7 protein-coding genes are annotated in these 21,523 nt (G+C 64.6%); 2 read left to right on the top strand and 5 right to left on the bottom strand.

The window, feature by feature from the left end; translation table 11 throughout:
* Positions 1-72: 72 nt before the first annotated feature.
* Positions 73-13,299, top strand: coding sequence for a retention module-containing protein (locus tag KW825_RS09310; RefSeq protein ID WP_218329021.1), 13,227 nt, complete (start codon positions 73-75; stop codon positions 13,297-13,299).
* 138 nt (positions 13,300-13,437) lie between these two features.
* Here the strand turns inward: KW825_RS09310 and glpC are convergent, their stop codons facing one another.
* The 4 genes from glpC to KW825_RS09290 form a co-directional block, all read right to left on the bottom strand.
* The gene (glpC, locus tag KW825_RS09305; protein WP_218329020.1) at positions 13,438-14,640 is read right to left on the bottom strand and encodes an anaerobic glycerol-3-phosphate dehydrogenase subunit GlpC; all 1,203 of its coding nucleotides are present in this window, start codon (positions 14,638-14,640) and stop codon (positions 13,438-13,440) included.
* Between the two features lie 103 nt (positions 14,641-14,743).
* On the bottom strand, positions 14,744-16,033 hold the full coding sequence (glpB, locus tag KW825_RS09300; RefSeq protein ID WP_218329019.1) for a glycerol-3-phosphate dehydrogenase subunit GlpB: 1,290 nt from the start codon (positions 16,031-16,033) through the stop codon (positions 14,744-14,746).
* The gene (gene glpA, locus KW825_RS09295) at positions 16,030-17,730 is read right to left on the bottom strand and encodes an anaerobic glycerol-3-phosphate dehydrogenase subunit A (RefSeq protein WP_218329018.1); all 1,701 of its coding nucleotides are present in this window, start codon (positions 17,728-17,730) and stop codon (positions 16,030-16,032) included. The genes glpB and glpA overlap by 4 nt, the downstream gene beginning before the upstream one ends.
* Before the next feature lie 209 nt (positions 17,731-17,939).
* A complete protein-coding gene (locus KW825_RS09290) occupies positions 17,940-18,395 on the bottom strand; it encodes a YchJ family protein (RefSeq protein ID WP_218329017.1) in 456 nt (151 codons plus the stop codon).
* A gap of 271 nt (positions 18,396-18,666) precedes the next feature.
* Between KW825_RS09290 and KW825_RS09285 the strand changes: the two genes are divergently transcribed.
* Positions 18,667-19,878 carry an ROK family transcriptional regulator gene (locus KW825_RS09285; protein WP_218329016.1) on the top strand — a complete coding sequence of 404 codons (1,212 nt, stop codon included), beginning with the start codon at positions 18,667-18,669 and terminating at the stop codon, positions 19,876-19,878.
* Between the two features lie 145 nt (positions 19,879-20,023).
* On the opposite strand, the gene KW825_RS09280 is transcribed toward KW825_RS09285, so the two are convergent.
* Positions 20,024-21,409 carry a transglycosylase SLT domain-containing protein gene (locus tag KW825_RS09280; RefSeq protein ID WP_371315800.1) on the bottom strand — a complete coding sequence of 462 codons (1,386 nt, stop codon included), beginning with the start codon at positions 21,407-21,409 and terminating at the stop codon, positions 20,024-20,026.
* Positions 21,410-21,523 lie beyond the last annotated feature (114 nt).

The raw sequence follows: 21,523 nt of genomic DNA, 5'->3' as shown, positions 1-21,523 counted from the left end.
AATAGCCGTCTATTTACCACGTCTTCCTTCGTATCAAGACGAAGGACGCCGTGTTCATGAGTTGGAGGATATATGGCTGAGCTGCGAATCGAGAAACCGACCCTTATCACGCAACTGGAGGGCACCGTGCTTGTCATGGATACCGATGGCTCCACGCGCCGTGCCACCCTGGGGATGCAGTTGCAGCCTGGCGAGCGTCTGCTCGCCGAATCCGATGGGCGATTCGAGCTGGCCGATCCCGCCGGCGAGACTCATGAACTTGCTCAACCCGACCCGGTACCGGGGGCGCAGACCGCCGCTGTGGATCCCGAGCTGGCCAGCCTGCAGGAGGCTATCAGCCAGGGGGCCGACCCGACCGCCGTGTTTGAAGAGACCGCGGCCGGCAACGCGGCCGCTGCCACCGGTGGCGGTGTCGTCGGCTCCAGTGCCGGCGGCTTCGTGGTGGTGGACAGAGCCAACGATGCCACCCTGGCCGAGGCCGGGTTTGATACCGACCACCAGCGCCTGCCTCAGGGCAATGACGATCCTTACGTGGAAGATCAGGATCAGGTCGCCGAGATCACCATCACTGAGCCCCAGACCCTCGACAACATCATCAATGCCGACGAGGCCACCGGGGTCATCATCCGCGGCACCGTCGAAGACGTCGAGGTGGGCCAGACCGTCACCGTCACCCTGATCGATCAGGATGGCAATCGCCTCACCACCACCACTGTGGTGCTGCTCGGCTTCGTCTGGGAGGCCGATTTCGGTGACGTCACCGGCAAGCTGGTGGACGGCCCCCTCAGCATCCAGGCCGATACCCAGGATGCGGCAGGCAACCGGGCCAGCGATCTCGGCCAGACCCTGCTCGACACCATCACCACCATCACCCTCGACCTGAGCGACGAGAGCGACACCGGCGCCAGCCAGGTGGACGACCTGACCCGCGACACCACCCCGCTGCTGCAAGGCAAGGGGGAGCCCGGCGCCACCGTCACCCTGAGCCTGGGGGGCAAGGTTCTGACCGTGCTCACCGTTGATGGCAACGGCAACTGGCAATATCAGATCCCCAGTGACATGGCCGACGGTGCCTATGATTTTCGCGTCGACTCGGTCGACATCGCGGGCAACCGGGCCAGCGACCTCCTGACCGTGACCGTCGATACCCGGGCCGGTATCGACATCGACGATCTCGACACCCAGAACATCCTGGGCCACGACAACGTCACCCTGAGTGGCAGCACCACCCTGGTGGAGGCGGGCCAGAGCGTCACCATCACCCTGATCGGCCAGAACGGCCAGACGCTCTACAGCGGCGCTGCCCTGGTGGGCAGCGACGGTCGCTGGCAGCTGAACGGGCTGGATCTCTCCAGCCTCTCAGGCCCCTATGAGGTGCGGGCCGAGGTGACCGATCTCGCGGGCAACCGGGTGATCGACGGTGCCCCGCTGATCGGTCAGAGCGACACCCTGACCCTGTCCGAGGCCGACCTGGCCGACGGCCCCGTCAGCGCCACCGGCTCCCTGCATACCGGCGCCGGCATGGATGGCAATCTGCAGGTGGGCTTCGCCGCGGATCAAGGCGCGCTCCAGGATCTGGGCCTCACCAGCCAGGGCTCGGCCCTGAGCTATCAGCTAAGCGGCCAGACCCTCACCGCCACCGCCGGCGGCGCGACCGTATTCACCCTGACCCTGGCCAATGACGGCAGCTACCGCATCGTCTGGAACCAGAGTCTGGATCACGGCCAGGACAGCCTGAGCCTGCCGTTCTCGCTGGAGTATCGCGACAGCGACGGGGACCTGGTCAATGCCAACCTCGATATCAAGTTGGTGGACAGCACCCCGCCCGACTTCACGCTGGCGCCCATCACCCTGACCGAGGATGCCTTCACCGATCAGGGGGCCGTGGTCGGGCAGAGCCAGTTCCTGGTCGGCCATCAGGCCGATCCCCTGCTGGCGGACTCCGTCGCCTTCGCCGATCAGGCGGGCACCCTGGCGCGCCTCAATGGCAGTGATCTGCGTAGCGACGGTCATGCGCTCAGCTTCGAATTCAGCGGCGATCGCCTGCTGACCGGTTATTACCTGGATGACAACGGCAACCGGGTGGAGGTGCTGAAGGCCGAGCTGAGCGCCAGCCAGTCGGGCAGCGACATCGAGGGGAAGGTCACCGTCTCCCTGACAGGCCCGCTCGATCATCAGGGCAGCGACCAGCTCTCTCTGGGGCTCTCCGTCTGTGCCAAGGAGATTGACGGCGACGAGACCCGCGCCGATCTCGTTGTGACCATAGATGACGGCATAGACCCCAGCCTCGGCCTCGACGCCGGCATCAGCCTGCAAGAAGGCGGCCCTAGCCAGAGCCTGGATGGCCAACTGCCGGTCCATGTCGGCAGCGATCGCCTGGTCTCCCTGAACTTTGAGGCGAGCCAGCCCGGTCTGGACGATCTGACCAGCGGCGGCAAACCGACCACTTATCAGGTCAACGGCAATCAGATCACCCTGCTGGATGCCGGCGGCAAGACCATCTTGACCGTCACCCTGGATCTGGATGGCAAATACCATCTCACCCTCGACGGGGTGCTGGATCAGCCGGTCAATACCGACAGCGTCAACCTGGGGCTGCAGGTGCAGGGCACCGACTTCGACGGTGATCAGAGCAACCTCGGCACCCTGAATATCGCCATCACCGACGGCGCCCTGCCGGGCGTGGATGCCGTCTCCCGGAATCTGGTGGAAGACGGCGACTGGAGCGCGGGCCAGACCCTCTCCGGCGATCTCAACATCACAGCCGGCACCGACCCGCTCGCCAATATCAGCTTCGACGCCAGCCAGCCGGGCCTGCAGGGGCTCACCAGCGGCGGCCAGCCGGTTCAGATCAGCGTCAGCGGCAACAGCATCAGCGGCACTGTCAACGGCCAGAACGTCTTTACCCTGAGCCTGGATCAACAAGGCCACTACGTCTTCACCCTCAACCAGCCGCTGGATCAGGGCAGTGCCGACAGTCGGCTTTTGGCGGGCTTCACCCTCACCGATTCGGATGGTGACAAGGTCTCCTCTTCCCTGAGCGTGTCTGTCGGCGATGGCGCCAACCCGGTGATCAGCGCCGTGACCGGCACCAGCCTGACCGAGGCGGATCAGGGCGATGGCGCCGTGGTGGGCAACATGAGCTTTACCGTGAGCCACGGCTCCGATGCCCTGGCGCCCGACAGCCTCAAGTTCGACCTCGGCGCCATCCAGCAGAGCCTGGATGGCAAGTTCAGCAGCCACGGCAGCCCGATCACCTTCAGCCTGGATGCCGATGGCTCCCTGGTGGGCACCAGCGTCGATGGCCGCGAGGTGCTGCGCGCCGAGCTGAGCCTGGTGGACAACAACGGCAACTGGAGCGTCACGGCCAAGGTGACCCTGAGCGGCGAGCTGGATCATCAGGGCAACGAATCCCTCGATCTGCCGCTCAATGTGACCCTGACCGACAGGGACGGGGACAGCGCGTCCACCACCTTGCCGCTGGTCATCAAGGATGGCAATGCGCCCGGCTTCGTGGCGGGCAGCGGGGTGAGCCTGGATGAGGGCAACCTCGATGGCAGCAATGCCCTGACCGGCACCGGTCACTTCAGCGTCAACGCCGGCTCGGATCGGGTGAGCGAGGTGTCGTTCGCCGATGCCGCGGAGCAACCGGCGCTGACCGCGCTGGGCCAGCAGGTCAAGTACGAGCTGGTCGATGGCGACGCCAGTATCCCAGGTAACCAGATCCTCAAAGGCTACGTCGAGGTTAACGGCCAGCGCATTGAAGTGCTGCAGGTCGAGATCAGCGGCGATCTCAAGGGCGCCGCCAGCAACGATTTCGATTACAAGGTGACCCTGTTTGAAGGGGTGCACCAGGCCAACGGCAGCAGCACGACAGAACTGCCGTTCAAGCTCAATATCGTCGACAGCGACAAGGGCGCTGGCAACAACGACAGCACCACAGGCACCCTCAACGTCAGCATCGGCGAGGGGAACAAGCCCGTCATCACCCTGACCGGGGTGACCTTGAATGAAGGCCGTTTCGACGGCGCCGCCAGCGGCGTGACTGCGGATGATCAGCACGCCACCGGCACCCTGACCATCACCGCCGACTCGGACCCCGTGGTGGACGTGCGGCTGACCCTGAGTGGTCAGGTGCTGGATGCCGGCGGCCAGCCCATCACCCACAACGGTGAGACCCTGACCTGGCAGGAAGTGCCGGGCAGCAACGGTCACAGCTTCCAGGGAGTCACCGCCAGCGGCACCCTGGTGCTGACGGTGACCCTGCCGAGCGTGCCGGGTCGCATCGAAGCCCACAGCTCGGCGACCCTCGACTACGAGGTCACAGTCCACACCAACCTGGATCATGGCGCGAGCGACAACCTCAACCTGACCTTGCCACTGCAGGTGACCGACAGCGACGGCACCCTGATCAGCGGCGATACCATCGCCGTGATCACCGATGCCGCCGATCCCAGCCTCGGCATCGACAGCGGCATCAGCCTGCAGGAAGGCGGCCCTAGCCAAAGCCTGGACGGTCAGCTGCCGGTCCATGTCGGCAGCGATCGTCTGGTCTCTCTGAACTTTGAGGCCAATCAGCCTGGTCTGGACGATCTGACCAGCGGCGGCAACCCGACCACTTATCAGGTGAACGGTAACCAGATCACCCTGCTGGATGCCGGCGGCAAGACCATCTTGACCGTCACCCTGGATCTGGATGGCAAGTACCATGTGCAGCTTAATGGCGTGCTGGATCAACCGGTCAATACCGACAGCGTCAATCTGGGGCTGCAGGTGCAGGGCACCGACTTCGACGGTGATCAGAGCAACCTCGGCACCCTGAATATCGCCATCACCGACGGCGCCCTGCCGGGCGTGGATGCCGTCTCCCGGAATCTGGTGGAAGACGGCGACTGGAGCGCGGGCCAGACCCTCTCCGGCGATCTCAACATCACAGCCGGCACCGACCCGCTCGCCAATATCAGCTTCGACGCCAGCCAGCCGGGCCTGCAGGGGCTCACCAGCGGCGGCCAGCCGGTTCAGATCAGCGTCAGCGGCAACAGCATCAGCGGCACTGTCAACGGCCAGAACGTCTTTACCCTGAGCCTGGATCAACAAGGCCACTACGTCTTCACCCTCAACCAGCCGCTGGATCAGGGCAGTGCCGACAGTCGGCTTTTGGCAGGCTTCACCCTCACCGATTCGGATGGTGACAAGGTCTCCTCTTCCCTGAGCGTGTCTGTCGGCGATGGCGCCAACCCGGTGATCAGCGCCGTGACCGGCACCAGCCTGACCGAGGCGGATCAGGGTGATGGCGCCGTGGTGGGCAACATGAGCTTTACCGTGAGCCACGGCTCCGATACCCTGGCGCCCGACAGCCTCAAGTTCGACCTCGGCGCCATCCAGCAGAGCCTGGATGGCAAGTTCAGCAGCCACGGCAGCCCGATCACCTTCAGCCTGGATGCCGATGGCTCCCTGGTGGGCACCAGCGCCGACGGCCGCGAGGTGCTGCGCGCCGAGCTGAGCCTGGTGGATAACAACGGTAACTGGAGCGTCACGGCCAAGGTGACCCTGAGTGGCGAGCTGGATCATCAGGGCAACGAGTCCCTCGATCTGCCGCTCAACGTGACCCTGACCGACAAGGACGGGGACAGCGCGTCCACCACCTTGCCGCTGGTCATCAAGGATGGCAATGCGCCCGGCTTCGTGGCGGGCAGCGGGGTGAGCCTGGATGAGGGCAACCTCGATGGCAGCAATGCCCTGACCGGCACCGGCCACTTCAGCGTCAACGCCGGCTCGGATCGGGTGAGCGAGGTGTCGTTCGCCGATGTCGCGGAGCAACCGGCGCTGACCGCGCTGGGGCAGCAGGTCAAGTACGAGCTGGTCGATGGCGACCCCAGTATCCCAGGTAACCAGATCCTCAAAGGCTACGTCGAGGTCAACGGCCAGCGCATCGAGGTGCTGGAGGTCGAGATCAGCGGCGACCTCAAGGGCGCCGCCAGCAACGACTTCGATTACAAGGTGACCCTGTTTGAAGGGGTGCACCAGGCCAACGGCAGCAGCACAGAGCTGCCGTTCAAGCTCAATATCATCGACAGCGACAAGGGCGCTGGCAACAACGACAGCACCACAGGCACCCTCAACGTCAGCATCGGCGAGGGGAACAAGCCCGTCATCTCTCTGACCGGGGTGACCCTCAATGAAGGCCGTTTCGACGGCGCCGCCAGCGGTGCGACCGGCGATGATCAGCACGCTACCGGCAAGCTGACCATCACCGCCGACTCGGATCCCGTGGTGGATGTGCGGCTGACCCTGAGCGGTCAGGTGGTCGATGCCAGCGGCCAGCCCATCACCCACAACGGCCAGACCCTGACCTGGCAGGAAGTGCCGGGCAGCAACGGTCACAGCTTCCAGGGAGTCACCGCCAGCGGCACCCTGGTGCTGACGGTGACCCTGCCGAGCGTGCCGGGTCGCATCGAAGCCCACAACTCGGCGACCCTAGACTACGAGGTCACAGTCCACACCAACCTGGATCACGGCGCGAGCGACAACCTTGAGCTGACCCTGCCGCTGCAGGTGACCGACAGCGACGGCACCCTGATCAACGGCGACACCACAGTGGTGATCACCGATGCGGCCGATCCGCTGATCTCGGCCATCGAATCCGTTCGGGTCGAAGAAGCGGATCTGGATGCGATCGGTTCCCAGCATCCGGGCACCACGCCGGCCGAGAATGGGGAGGCTGCCGGTGGCAAGGTGACCATCGGCGCCGGCTCGGACAGGGTGGCTACCCTCGAGCTGGACGTGGCTGCCTTCAATCAGGCCAACCACCTCACCTCGGGGGGCAAGGAGGTCACCCTGGCGGCCCATAGCCCGGGCTGGTATCTGGCCAGTGCCGAAGGTGGCAAGCCGGTGTTCTGGGTCCATCTCGACGTCAACGGCAGCTACAGCTTCCATCTGGTGGGTCAGCTCGATCATGACGCCCAGGGCAAGGACGAGCTTGGCATCGAGTTGCCGTTGTTCGTGACCGACTTTGATGGGGATCGCAGCCCCAATGTGACGGTCGAGGTGACGGTACAGGATGACATGCCCATCGGCACCGAGCTGGCTCACAACCTGAGCGAGGCCGGCAGCGTCGTGAGCGGCGATCTGTTGCCGCCGGCCAATGAGGGGGCGGATGGTGCCAGGGTGGCCTCGGTCACCGTCAACGGTCAGGTTCATGACATCAACGGCAGCCTGACCCTGGAGGTGATGAGCCCGGATGGCAAGCAGGTGATGGGGTCGCTGACCATAGGCCAGGATGGCAACTACAGCTTCACGCCAAGGCCAGGATTTGATCACGATGATGCCAGCCTCAGCCAGCGCATCACCGCCCAGATCGTCGATGGCGATGGCGACACCGCCAAGAGCACCCTGACCCTCAACCTGCAGGATGAGGCGGTGCGCTTCACCGTGAACGGGGCGACGGGCCAGGAAGATCAGGGAGCGCAGGATCCGAGTCAGGGCATTGCCATCCACATGAACCTGGATATCGGCGACTTCGACCGAGGCGAGCACGTGGATCAGCTGCTGATCCAGGCCCCGGCCAACGCTCACGGCACCTTCTACTACAACGGGATGGCGCTCACCACCACGGCCGATGGCAAGTGGTTTATCGTGCCGCCCGAAGCCATGGTGACCACGGACAAGGTCAACTACAGCACCTCGGGTCTCAGCTTCGTGCCGGCGGATGACTGGTCAAGCTGGAGCAACAACAAGCAACCGCTGCACTTCCAGGTGCAGATGCAGGTCGGGGTGACCGAAGGGACGCCGCCGCCCGCCGTGAACGGCGATCTCGCCATCACGGTGCAGGGCATCGCCGACAAGCCGGTCTGGGTCTCTGGCAGTACCGATCAGCATTACAGCATCAACGAAGACGGCAACGGCATAGCGCTCAATGTGAAGGCCGAGCTGACTGACATCGATGGATCCGAGACCCTGGGTTACCAGATCCACTGGGAGTCCGGTCATGGCAGCCTGACCCTGAACGGTCAGGTGCTCCAACCCGGCAGCAATGGGCTCTACACCGTCAAGGCGGGCGACATCAACAAGATCACAGTGGTGCCCGACAAGGATTACAGCGGTGACATCAAGCTCACGGTGACGCCGGTCAGTACCGAAAAGACGCCGGTTGTCAGCGGCCAGGAAAAGGCGCTCGGCGATCCCATCGAGCTGGTGATCAACGTCAATCCGCAGGCGGATGACGCCAAGCTCAGCATCCGCGACATCCAGGGCAAGGAAGACAGCCAACTCGATCTGGGCAGCAAGATCTCGCTCGCCCACCTCGGGGATCTGAGCGATGGCTCCGAGAAACTCTTCGTGCGTATCGAAGGCCTGCCCGCCGGCGCCACCTTGCTGCTCGGCGGCGTGGTGGTGAGTCAGGATGCCAAGGGTTACTACGAGGTGCCCTACGATCGCATCGGCGAGCTCAAACTGCAGCCGCCAAAGAACAGCAACGTCGACTTCGATCTCACCATCAAGGGGGTGGTGAAAGACTCGGCGACCCTGACCGGTGCCAATGGCCAGACCCACACCGTCGTCAACGAGAAGGAGACCGGCTCCCAGAGCCTGCATGTGGATCTCATCGGGGTGGTGGATCAGCCTCACTTCGATCTCGGCACTACCGGCTGGACGGCCGAGGGCAATGGTTACACGACCACCATCCAGGAGGATGGCCGGGCGCCGCTCGACTTCAGGCTCGAATCGGGGGAGAAAACAGATACTCCGCTGGATAACTCCGAGAGCCTCAACCTGGTGCTGGAAGGCTTGCCGGAGGGGGCCAAGGTGTTCGATGGCAACGGCAACGAGCTCACCCTGACCTTCGCCGGGCTCGACGCCCAAGGCAAGCCGACCTACCAGGTCGATGTGTCGGATCTGGGCAACCTGCAGATCCAGCCGCCGGCCAACAGCACCGCCGATATCCACCTCATCGCCCACGTGGTGGTGACCGAGAACGACGGCGACAGCAAGGGCTTCGACGTGCCGCTCACCATCAAGGTGGAGCCCGAGATCGATGCCGGCAACTATGACAAGAGCAGCCATGGTCTGGAGGATCAGTTTGTCGTGCTCGACTGGCATCCAGATCTGACCGACGGCGCCGAGCAGGTGACCCACCTCAGTCTCTCCGGCATCGAACCCGGCTATGAGATCTGGGTAACTGATGCCAAGGGTACCCATCAGCTCAACCTGAACGGTGGTGCCGTCGATCTGAGCGATGCGGATCTGCAGAGCCTGCTTAACGGCGGAAAGCTGTTGGTGAAGGCGCCACAAGACAGCGACAAGGACACCAATATCCAGAGTCACGTGACCGTGACCCAGCACGACGTGGATTCCAGCGTGGTGGTCGATAAAGTGATCGACGGCCAGCTGCATGTGGATATCCAGGCGGTGGTCGAGCCGGATGGCAACCTGGTGCAGACCGGCGGAACGCTGGAGAGCCCGGATGGTCACGATATCCCGCTGGGCGGGGTGTTTGAATTCCAGGATCTGGATCCGAGCAGCGTCGAGACCATCGACTATCTGGTCATCAGCGATCTGCCGCCCGGTTTCGTGGTGGTGGGGGGGATCAGCGACGGCAAGGGCAACTGGACCGTGCCCAATGGTGCCCTGGGCAGCTATGCCCTGCATGCTCCCAATGGCTTTACCGGAAAGGTCGAGTTCAAGGTGAGTGCCCTGGTGCATGATCTCAGCGATGACGGCGACGTCAGCGCCTCGGTGCGCAAGGATCTCAATGCCAGTGCCGATTTCGGTCCCGTGACCACTCCGGATCAGAAGGCCGCCGATATCGATTTCGACAACAGCGCCCCCATCACAGGGGTGGAGGATCACGGCGTCAACTTCGGCAGCCAGCTCAAGAGCATGGTGACCCTGGGCTCGGCAGACGGCGGCGATGACGAACTCAGCATCGTCATCACCGGCCTGCCGCAGGGCGTGAGCGTGCAGGGGCTGACCTTTGACTTCGCCAACGGCGAGTACCTCATCAAGCTGCCAGGTGGACTGAACGACCTCGACAAGCTGACCCTCTCCCTGCCAGAGGACTATGCCGGCAACGACCTGGACTTCAACGTGCGGCTGGTCAACACCGACACGGTGAGCGGGGACACCAAGGTGGTGGAGAAGGAGGTTTCCCTCTCCATCACCCCCGAGGTCGACATCAACGGCGGTGCCGATGGCCTGCCCGAGCTGCAACTGCAGATCAAGGATATGGTTCACGACGGCCAGCCCGACAACCTGGAAGACACCGAGATCCACCTCGATCTCTCGGTCAAGCTGGCGGACATCAGCCCCACGGTGGCCGACGGTGGTCTGGAAACGGTGGAGTCGGTCACCCTGACCGTCGATGCCAAGTACGGCCATTTCCTCGATGGCAACGGCCAGCCGACCAACAGCCTGGTGGTGAAGGATCCGGCGGAGCTCAAGGATCTGGTGTTCGTGCCCAGGGAGCACTTCAGCGGCCAGGTGCCCCTCGATATCAAGGTCGATATCCTCGACACCGCCACCACAGGCGAGGATCGAGGCAGCTGGAGCGGCCAGGTGGGCTTCGAGGTCAAGCCGGTCAATGATCCGGCCAATATCAGCGTGCACGACGTGAACGGCAACGAAGATGGCCGCGTCAGCCTGGCCGGCTTCGGCGCCAGCCTGATCGACAACGACGGCTCCGAGCAGATAGTGGCGTTGCAGATCAAGGGGGTGCCGGATGGCTTCACCCTGTCGGCTCCCGCGGTCAACAACGGCGGCGGCGTATGGCAGGTGCCTGTCGGCACCGACTTCGCCAAGCTGAGCCTGATCCCGCCGGCGAACTTCAGTGGCAGCCTGGATCTCGGCCTGAGCGTCTTCACCCTGGACAAGGGGCTCACCGTGCCCCTCGAGACCAGCGGGGACTTCACCGTCACCGTCAATCCGGTGGGGGATGCCATCATCGCCGACATGCAGGACAAGGCGAGCGGCACCGAGGGGGATGTGATCACCCTGAACCTTGGGCTGGAGACCCGGGATACCCAGGCCACCGGCGGCAGTGCCGGCAATGTCCATGAGAATGGCCCCGAACAGGTGCGAGTCACCCTGGAAGGGGTACCCGACGGCGCCGAGATCCGTCTGCCCAGCGGGGTGGACGGCAGCGTCGTGGATCTCGGCGGCGGCCGCTGGCAGATCACCACGGATGGCGGCAAGCTGGACGCCATCGAACTGGTGACCAAGGATGCCAACGGGGTGCTGGACCTCAAGGTGACGGCCCAGAGCCTGGACAACGGCGCCCTCGGCCCCGAGGTCAATGGCCACATCCAGGTGGAGGTGAGCGCGGTCAACGATGCGCCCATCAACCTGCTGCCCAGCGATCCCCAGGTGGCGCAGGAGGACAAGCCCTTCACCATCCAGGGTCTGCAGGTCAAGGACGTGGATGCGGGCAGCGGCAACATAGAGGTACGCCTCTCGGTGAATCATGGCACCCTGACCGTGCTCAATGCCGCCGGGGTGGCGGTGAGCGGCGACGGCAGCGGTTCCCTGGTGCTCAACGGCACCCTGGCCCAGATCAATGCCCTGCTCAATGGCGGCATCGACTATAAGGGCAGCGCCAACTTCCATGGCGACGATGCCCTGACCATGACCACCAACGATCTGGGCAACACCGGTAGCGGCGGCGCCCTGAGCGACAGCGACGTGCTGCCCATCGAGGTGCAACCGGTCAACGACGCCCCGGTCAACCTGTTGCCCACCGAACCCCAGATAGCGCAGGAGGACACGCCTTTCCGCATCCAGGGACTGCAGGTGAACGACGTGGATGCGGGCGGCAGCCCCATCAAGGTGACCCTGTCGGTCATGCACGGTATCCTGGAGCTGCCGGCGGGTAGCGGGGTGACGGTGACGGGTAGCGGCAGCGACACCCTGGTGTTGAGCGGCTCCCAGGCGGAGATCAACGCCCTGCTGGCGGGTGGCGTGACCTATCAGGGTGAGCAGGACTTCAATGGCCAGGACGCGCTCACCATGGTCACCGACGATCTGGGCAACACCGGCAGCGGTGGCGCCCTCGGCGACAGCGACGTGCTGCCCATCGAGGTGCAACCGGTCAACGATGCGCCGATCAACCAGGTACCGGCGGCCATGTCGGTGAAGGAGGATGGTTCGCTGTCCCTGTCCGGCATCAGCGTGAAGGACGTGGACGCGGGCAGTGCACCGCTCTCCATGGTGCTGCGGGTCGAGCACGGCGTGCTGACCCTGCTGGGGGCGGCGGGCGCCGTCTCGGTGCAGGGGGCGGGCACCGGCGAGATCACCCTGGTGGGCTCACTGACCGACCTGAACAGCTTGATCAACGGCAGCCTGCATTACGAGCCGGCCAAGGACTTCTGGGGACAGGACAACCTGACCATCACCACCTCGGATCAGGGCAACAGTGGGTCGGGTGGGGCGCTGACCGACAGCACCCAGGTCGGCATCACAGTGACCGCCGAGGCGGACGCTCCGCACCTTAGCCTGGGTACCCACGATATCCACGCCCTGCAGGGGGCCTGGGTGCCGCTCAACCTGAGCGCCAGCGTGGTCAACCCGGCGCCGGGCGAGCTCTCGGTGCGGATCCAGAATCTGGGCGGTGCCCAGGTGGTGGACGAGCATGGCCAGAGCGTGGGTCATGCCGACAGCAACGGTGACTGGTTGCTGCCGATGGATCAGTCCGTGCCTATCTATCTCAAGGATCTGCCGATGGGGGATCACGCCCTGACCCTGAGTGCCGAGTCGATCGCGGGTGGCTCGACCCTCAGCTCGACGCCGGATACGGTCACGGTCCACAGCCAGAGCGGTCACGATCTGCTGGGCTCGGATCAGAATGACTGGCTGTTTGGCTCCAGCGGCGACGATCGGATTCTGGGCGGCCTGGGGGATGACGTGCTCAGGGGCGGCCATGGCAACGATATCCTGACCGGCGGCGCCGGCAGCGATCTCTTCGTGTGGGGCAGTGGTGATGAGGGGACGACGGGGCAACCGGCCATCGACACCATCACCGACTTCCACCCGGAAGAGGGGGACAAGATCGACCTGGCGGATCTGCTGCAGGGGGTGACCGACAACAGCGTGGATGGCTTGCTCAATCACCTCTCCGCCAGCGTGGCCACCGGCAGTGGCGGGCTGAGCGACGTGAGCCTGTCGGTCTCGCCGGCGGGGGATGGCCAGGTGACCCAGCAGATCACCCTGAAGGATGTGGATCTCAACAGCTGGAACCTGAGCGGTTCCTCCTCCCACGACATCCTGCAGTCCATGCTGGATAACCACAGCCTGATCATCCAGCATCCCTGATGCGTCAGCGAGTATGAAAAGAGCCGGCACTTGCCGGCTCTTTTTTTATCACAGCTTGTTTGTTACTGCGGGTTGATCACCGCGTAACCGGATCTCTGCGTGGATTGTTTCTTGTTATCAGTCGGGCACCCGGGTCGGTCAGGCCAACGCCTGGGCCAGCAGGTGGATTGGGTGTTCACAGGGGAACGGTGTGCTCATTTCGATCTGCCACTTGCAGGTCTCGCAGTCGGTGATGACGAGATCAGGCTTGAGGCGGTTTATCTGATCGAAGAGCCCTTCGCCTATGGCCTGGCTGGTCTGGTAGTTCTCCGACTTGAAGCCGTAGGTGCCGGCGATGCCGCAGCACTGGGACTCCAGTACCGTCACCTTGACCCCAGGGATGGCCCGCAGCAGCTCGAGGGTGTAGATGACGCCGCCCATCTTCTCCATGTGGCAGGGGGTGTGGTAAGCGATGTGCAGATTGAGCGGCTTCATGGCCGGCTTGTTGCCCTGGTAAAACTCGTTCCACAGGAAGCGGGTCACCAGGGAGATGCGATCCCGCACCTTGTGGTTGTCCTGCTCCAGCAGGTGGGGGTATTCGTCCCGCAGGGTGAAGCCGCAGGTGGAGGAGGTGGCCAACAGCGGCATCTCGTTGCCGAGCAGGGTGTTCTCCAGCTGCTGGATGTTGAAGGCGGCCTGGCGCTTGGCCTTGTCCATGAAACCGTTGGCAATCAGCGGCACGCCGCAGCACTTCTCCCGATCCAGAAGTTGCACGCCTATGTTCATGGCGTTGAGCACCTGCACCAGCTCCTTGCCGAGCTGCGGGTGGTTGTAGTTGACGTAGCAGCCGTGGAAGTAGGCTATCTGGCGCCTGTAGCTGGCCTGGGTAGCCTTCTGCTTCTTGTACCAGCCACGGAAGGTGCCCTGGGAGTACTTGGGCAGATCGCGGTGGGAGGAGACGCCGAGCGCCTTGTCCAGCACCAGCTTCATGGGCTTGAGGCCGGTGGTGAAGTTGACCACCGGCGCCATCAGGGTGGACATGCCGCCCATCAGATCGGTGTGGGAGAGCACGAACTCGCGGATCCCCGGCTTGAAGCCGCTGTACTTGTCCTTGGCCTTGGCGATGATGTCGCCGATGCGCACCCCGCTCGGGCAGGCCACCTCACAGCGTTTGCAGTTGGTGCAGTGCTTGAGGGCGCTGTCGAACAGCTCAGGGCTCTTGATGCGCAGTCGCTCCCCGTCGGGACCGGCCTGTTTCGGGCCCGGGTAAGCGGGATTGGCCTTGGCCACCGGGCAGTAGGCGGTGCAGACGGTGCATTTGATGCACTGATCGAAGGTTTGATTGGCGTGATCCAGTAGCATGATTTACTCCTCCCGGGCCGGATTGAAAGCGCAAGGGACGCGGCAATGGGATTGTCGAGCAGGCAGCGGGCTGCCCGCAGTCAGGAAATGCAGGGTGGGCATCTCACACCCCTGCCAGAATATGGCCGGCGGCCTGCCAGCCGGTGGCGACGGCGACCCCGGATCCTGACCCCTCTCGCACGGGGTCGTAATGGGCCAGCACGCTGCCGGCGCCATAGAGGTTGACGAGGGGCTTGCCGCCGCGCAGCACCCGCAGTTGCGCGTCCGTCTTGACCCCGAAGCCCATGAAGGGGTGATGGTCGAACAGGCGGCGGCCGGCCCAGGCGTCGCGCTCGGGGAGGCTCAGCACGTCGGCGTCGAAGATGGGCTCGCGAATGCCGCCGAGGCGGGACTCCAGGCCGCGGCTGAAGAAACTGCCGGAGGCGAGCACGAAGTGGTCCGCCTCGAACAGCTGATCGTCGCCGTTCTGGCTATGAACCCCGATCACCCTGTCGTCGTCGACGCGGGCACCCAGCACCCGCTCGCTGGTGAGGAAGGTGCCGCCCAAGCTCTGGAAGCGGCGCTTGAGTGCCTCCTGCATCCGCATGCCGATGAGGGAGGGCGGCATGGTGGCCACCTCCTTGATGGTGCAGCCGGTGCGCTGCTCCAGCTCCGCCAGGCGCGGGCCGACCAGTCCGAGGGAGAGGCAGGCGGGCAGCACGATATGACGGCAGCCCGGTTCGCCGCATTCGAGCACTTGCTCATCCAGGAGGCGCCCGATCTCGCGGGCCAGATCCGCCAGCAGATCCTGCTGGTCGTGCTGCTGTTTATCGAACAGCCGCGCTATGTCGGCGGAGCGAAACTCGTGGGGATTGCGGCTGAAGGTGGCGAGCTGGGGCAAGTGAATTTCCCCGGTCAGGATGCGGCAATGGGCGAAACGCGGCTGGGCCGCGAGATTGGCCGCCGCCAGCGCCGGGTGGAAGTCGCGAAAGCCGGCCATGGTGGCCAGCAGGATGGCCGCGGGGGCCGGGGCATCGGTCAGGCAGGCGCAGGTCGCGGGCGAGATCCAGGTGGACTTGAGGGTGCCGATGGGAGTCAGCCGCTGGTGGTTGCGCTCCTGGCGAAACAGCGGCAGGCCCTCTTCCGCGCAGTGGCGCTGCAGATCCGCGAGGCTCGCCTCTATGTTGGCGAGCCCGACCTTGCCGTAGGGGTGCTCGGGGTGCGCGGCCAGGAAGGCGGGCAGGGCGGCGCGGGGATCCCCGTCGCTCTCCAGCAGATCGATGGAGCCGGAGGAGAAGTGCAGGGCGCTCTGGCCGGAGGCCATCAGCAGCGTCTTCTGACCCGCTTCGGCCAGGCGCAGCGCCGCCGACAGGCCCGCCATGCCGCCGCCGATAACGATACTGTCGAATTTCATGATGGCTCTCCTTGAGTCGATAAGGCCTGGCTAGCGTCCTCTTTGGCACTCTTGGCCGCCGTGTCGAGCGGGAAGGGGGGCTCGGCCACCAGATGGGGCGCCGTCCACTCTCCCAGGCCAAACAGCCCTTCGTAGATCCAGTAGGTAAATTCCGCCTCCCGCAGGGCGTCCCCCCAGAGCACGGGGCGGGTGCCCTTGTAGCGCTCCTCCAGGAACTGGCGCAGCATGACGCAGGCCTGGCGGCCATCGGCCTTGCCGTACTCCTGCATCAGGCCGGCGGCGCGATAGGCGCACAGCTCACCCTGGCAGGGGCCCATGCCGAGGCGGGTGCGGCGACGCAGATCCACCAGGTTGTCCACGTCCAGCTCGCGCAGGGCGTATTCGATCTCGCCGGCGGTCACCATCTCGCACTCGCAGATGAGGGCGTTGGCCTTGGGGTTGTCGCGGAAGAAGGCGATGACCCGCTCGCCGTGGCGATACTGGGCCGAGCCCTCGACCGGGGCCGACAGGCCGGGGGCCGAGACCTTCTCCGGCTCCCGCGAGCCGGGCAGGCTGAGCTCGGCGGTGAGGCACGGTGCCTTGTTGCCGATCTTGTTGGCGATGAGGTCGGTGGCCATCTCCGCCATCAGCCGGTAGGTCATCAGCTTGCCGCCGGTGATGGTGTTGAAGCCCCGCAGGCCGTCGCGCTCGCCGTGATCGAGCAGCACTATGCCGCGGCTGATGTTGCGGCCGGTCTCGTCACCGTCCACCGCCACCAGCGGGCGCACCCCGGCGTAGGCGCGCAGCAAGCGGGTGCGGGCCATGATGGGAGCGAGCTTGATCCCCTCGCGCAGCAGTACCTCCACCTCCTGCGGATCCACGCTGAGCTGGTCGATCTTGTGGTAGTCGATGCGGCTCGAGGTGGTGCCGATGAGGGAGATGGTATCGCCCGGCACCAGGATGTCCGCATCCGCCGGCTTGCGGGCGCGGTTGAGCACCAGCTGGTTGATGCGGTAATCCATGATGAGCAGGGAGCCCTTGGCCGGGAACATGCGGATGCCGAGATCCGCGTACTCGCAGATCTGCTGGCCCCAGATGCCGGCGGCGTTGATCACCTCCTGACACTCCACCTCGAACGCCTCGCCGGTGCGGGTGTTGATGGCCCTGACCCCATTGACCCTGTCCTGCTGGCGCAACAGCCCCAGCACCTTGCTGTGGGTGAAGATGCGGGCGCCGTGCTCCTTCGCATCCAGCACGTTGGCGGCGGCGAGGCGGAAGGGATCGACGGTACCGTCCGGCACCTGAATGGCACCGATCAGGGCCGGGTTCACATTCGGCTCGAGGCGCAGCGCCTCGCGGGGATCCAGCTGGCGGGTGTCGATGCCCGCCTGGGCGCAGGCGGCCATGAAGGTGGTTTGAAAGTGGATGTCATCTTCCGGCAGGGTGACGAAGAGGCCGCCGGTGTCCTCGACGCAGTGGCTGGCGATCCGCTTGAGGATGCGGTTCTCCGCAATGCACTCGCGGGCGGATTCCGGATCCGTCACCGCGTAGCGGGCACCCGAGTGGAGCAGACCGTGGTTGCGGCCGGTGGTGCCGGCGGCGATGTCATCCCGCTCCAGCAGGATGCAGTCGATGCCGCGCAGCGCACAGTCGCGCATGATGCCGGCGCCGGTGGCGCCGCCGCCTATGATGACGACCTCTGTGGTTATTCTTTTCATTCTTGCCCGTCTCATCTCGTCCAGATGGGGCCAGTGTGGCGCCTCCTTTGGTAAAAATGTTTGATATGGGCCAAGTTAATGTTCGCAAACGCTCACAGAAGGCGGGTGAATGAGCAAATTGTGACTTTTGTCACATCAGCCTAACAGGCCAACACCTGACAGCCCAACAAGAGAGGGGCCCTGGGGCCCCTCGTCACATGGTGCGTGGCTTAGCCGCAGCACTTCTTGTGCTTCTTGCCGCTGCCACAGGGGCAGGGGTCGTTGCGGCCGGTCTTGAGCGGCGCCGGATCCTGCTCTCCATCGGCGTAGACCCAGCGCCCCTGATGGCGTACGAAGCGGGAGCGCTCATGCAGGCAGTGACGCTCATCCTCCTCCTTGAACCAGGCCCTGAACTCCACCATGCCGGTGTCGTCCGCGGGGCCACCCCGGGCGGCGAGGATCTCCAGCCCATCCCATCGGGTGTCGGTGTGGGAGAGCTGATCCGCCGTCAGACCACCGAGGTGATCAGGGTGCCAGCTGTGTACCAGATAGTCGCCGAGCCCCAGCACGAAGGCGCTGTAGCGCGAGCGCATCAGCTGCTCGGCGCTGGCGGCCGGCTGACCGTCATGGAGTGGGCCGCAGCACAGCTCGAGTGAGAGGGAAGAACCGCAGGGACAGGTGCTCATGAGTCAGCTCGTAGGGTCAATGGTGAGGAGGACGGGATTGTAGCGAAAGGGGCCCCCGCTCGGCCAGCGCTCAGCGCCGGTCTGCCGGCCTGACCGCCCGGCCACGGGGCGACTTGGCCGGCATGGGCGATAAATTGCGCCGGCCTGGCTCCCCCTCTTGTTAGCCGTCACGTTTTTGTCGTCTGGTGGGGATTTCCCGCCGGCAAATTTGGGGATCGGCGCAGAATGTGGGAAAATCTGGGCATCCGCTCTTTTCGTTAACCCATACCCTATGAATGAGATCGTGAAAGGCAGTATCGATTTGATCCGTCAGCTCAACTATGGCCTGGTCTATGCCAGCCTGGAGGAGCACAAGGAGCTGTCCCGTACCGATCTGTCCCGTTTGACTGGCCTCTCGCCGGCCAGTATCACCAAGATCACCCGTGAGCTGCTCGATGGCGGCCTGGTGGTGACCTGTGGCGAGAGCTCGGTGGGCCGTGGCCGGCGCCAGACCCTGCTGCGCATAAATGAGCGCCGCTTCCAGTTTCTCTCCATGCGCCTCGGCCGTGGCTATGTGGACATGGCCCTGTTCGATCTGGCTGGCCGCTCCCTGGCGCGCCATCGCCACCTGTTCAGCGAGGCGGAGCGCGCCGAGCTGCTGGCCAGCCTGGTGCGGGCCATCGACGGTTTCCTGCCGAAGAAGTCCCTGCGGCTGGCCTGCATCGCCCTCTGCCTGCCGGGGCAGGTGGAGCGCCACTCCGGCATGGTGAAGCACTTCCCCTTCTACGATCTGCGCAACTGGCCCCTGGGCCCCACCCTGCAGCAGGCATTCGAGGTGCCGGTGCTGGTGAGCGGCGACGTGCGCACCTGGATCCAGGCCGAGCGCGAATGGGGCGCCGCCAAGAACTGCGCCGATGCGGTGCTGGTGTTTGTGCACAACGACATCGGGGTCGGCATGGTGGTCAACGGCCAGCTCATCGAGAGCGAGTCGGCCCTGCTCGGCGATCTCAGCCATCTGCAGCTCGAACCCTACGGCCAGCGCTGCTATTGCGGCGGCTTCGGCTGTGCCTGCACCCTGGTGACCAATCAGGCACTGGAGGCGCAATACCGGGATCTGCGCGAGCGCATGCAGGAGCACGATCTGCCGGCGAGCGTCAATATCCGCGAGCTGTGCGAGCTGGCGCTGGCGGGCAACAGCCTGTGCCAGGACATCTTGCATCAGGCCGCCGGCCGCCTCTCCCGGGTACTCTCCAACCTCATCTGCCTGCTCAACCCGGGCAAGCTGCTGCTGGGGGGGGAGATCACCCGCGCCGATCGGCTGCTGTTCCCCATGTTGCATCAGTCGCTCGCCAGCCAGCTGCCGGCCGAGTACCTGGTGCGCCTGCAGATCGAGTCCACCCACTTCTACGAAGACCCCACCAAGCCCACCTCGGTGCAGGTGCACAAGGCCCTGCGCGACGGCAGCCTGCTGCTGGACCTGCTGCGAGGTGACAAGGAGGCATGAGGCTCGGGTTGCAAGGACGCTTCCTGCCTGCACTGGTTTGCTTGCTGCCATTGACCGGCTCGGCGCGAGCCGCTGTCCATCCTTAACGGAGCCGGGCTCTCCTCTTGAACAGGGGAGAGCCCGGCCTGGCGTCACTGGGTCCTGGCTAGGATTTCTCCGCCCCTGAGACCGGCTTGCCCGCCGCTTCCTGCTGCTTGATGGCGTCGGTGGCTTTCTGCTTGAGGGTGACCTGCTCCATCACCAGTTTGTAGGCGATGTAGTACTTGTAGATGTTGCCCACATAGGTCACGGTCTCGGGGCCTATCTTCTCCGCCGCCACGTACTCGACGTTATGGAACCAGACGTTGGGATCCAGCCCCCGCTTCTTGGCCTCGGCGCGCAGCCGTGCCACCCGGGCGGGGCCGGCGTTGTAAGAGGCAAACGAGAACAAGGCCTTGTCGAGGGCGGTCATGGGCTCGTCCGCATAGTAGTGATCGATCATCCAGCGCATGTATTTGACGCCGCCGTGGATATTCGGCTCGAGCTGGCGGATGTCACCCACCTTCAGCCCCTTCCCGGTGGCGGGCATGATCTGCATGATGCCGATGGCGCCGACCCGGCTGCGGGCCTTCTGGTTGAGCGCCGACTCCTGATAGCCCTGGGCCGCGATCAGCAGCCAGTCCACGTCGAAGCGCTCCCCATACTGGCGAAACAGCTCCACCACCTGCAGGAATTTCTTGCGCTCGGCCTCGGCGGCGGCGCTCTTGATGAACTTGTTCTGTTTGAGATAGCGGGCCAGGAGGGCTTCTCCCGTCGACTTGCCCCGCAGCGCGGCTATCTGCTCGTTGAGCATGGCGAGCAGCTGGGGGCTCTCCTTGCGCACCGCCCAGGCGATGATGCCGCCGTCGCGGAACACCGGTTCTTCGTGGATCTGGATAGCCGGGAAGATCTTCTGCCAGAAGCGGGCCTTGTGTTCATCCATGACGATGAAGGGCAGCAAGCCCGCGTTGACCATCTCCACCAGATCTTCATCCTCCAGCACCTCCGAGGCCGGCTGGATGTCGATGAGCGGTTCGCCCGCCTCCTTGCGCGCCTGGTTATAGGCGACCAGGCTCTCGAAGTAGCTGGAGGAGGGCCTGACATAGACGCTCTTGCCCCCGAGATCGGCGGCGCTCTCCACCTTGGGGGAGTCCGGCCCCGAGATCAGCAGCTCGCGCACGTTCTCCAGCAGGGGGGCGGTGAATTCCACCCCCTGTTGCCTGCGTTTGTCCGTGATGGTGAGGTTGGCGGCGGCGATGTCACCCTTGCCCTCTATGAGAGCCTGGAGCAGGGCCTCGCGGGCGACCGGGATGAAGACGAAGTTCAGCTTGAGGTGGCGCTTGATGGCCTTGTCCTTGCGCAACTGCTCGTTGAAGCGTTTCTCCACCTGCATGAAGGCGTCGTAGGTGATCCCCCGTTGCACCCCCTTGTGGATGAAGTAGCCGGTCTTGTTGTAGGTGGTCAGCACCCTGATGGTGCGTCGTTCCAGCATGGCATCGAGATCCCCCAGCATGGGTTTGGCCAGATCCTCGCTGGCGAAGATCAGGGCGCTGCGATCTTCTTCCTCATTCTCCTTGGTCGTTGTCTTGTCGGCGTCGGCACTCCAGGCCGGCGTCAGGGAACCCAG

Source organism: Aeromonas sp. sif2433, from assembly GCF_019218705.1.
Lineage (GTDB): Bacteria > Pseudomonadota > Gammaproteobacteria > Enterobacterales > Aeromonadaceae > Aeromonas > Aeromonas encheleia.
The sequence above is the reverse complement of the archived record's forward strand: the minus strand, read 5'-3'. Positions and strand labels throughout refer to the sequence as shown.

Coding starts and splice junctions, on each gene's coding strand:
- KW825_RS09310 (WP_218329021.1), top strand. CDS start 73: ATGGCTGAGCTGCGAATCGAGAAACCGACCCTTATCACGCAACTGGAG.
- glpC (WP_218329020.1), bottom strand. CDS start 14,640: ATGCTACTGGATCACGCCAATCAAACCTTCGATCAGTGCATCAAATGC.
- glpB (WP_218329019.1), bottom strand. CDS start 16,033: ATGAAATTCGACAGTATCGTTATCGGCGGCGGCATGGCGGGCCTGTCG.
- glpA (WP_218329018.1), bottom strand. CDS start 17,730: ATGAAAAGAATAACCACAGAGGTCGTCATCATAGGCGGCGGCGCCACC.
- KW825_RS09290 (WP_218329017.1), bottom strand. CDS start 18,395: ATGAGCACCTGTCCCTGCGGTTCTTCCCTCTCACTCGAGCTGTGCTGC.
- KW825_RS09285 (WP_218329016.1), top strand. CDS start 18,667: ATGAATGAGATCGTGAAAGGCAGTATCGATTTGATCCGTCAGCTCAAC.
- KW825_RS09280 (WP_371315800.1), bottom strand. CDS start 21,409: ATGCTGGGGGATCTCGATGCCATGCTGGAACGACGCACCATCAGGGTG.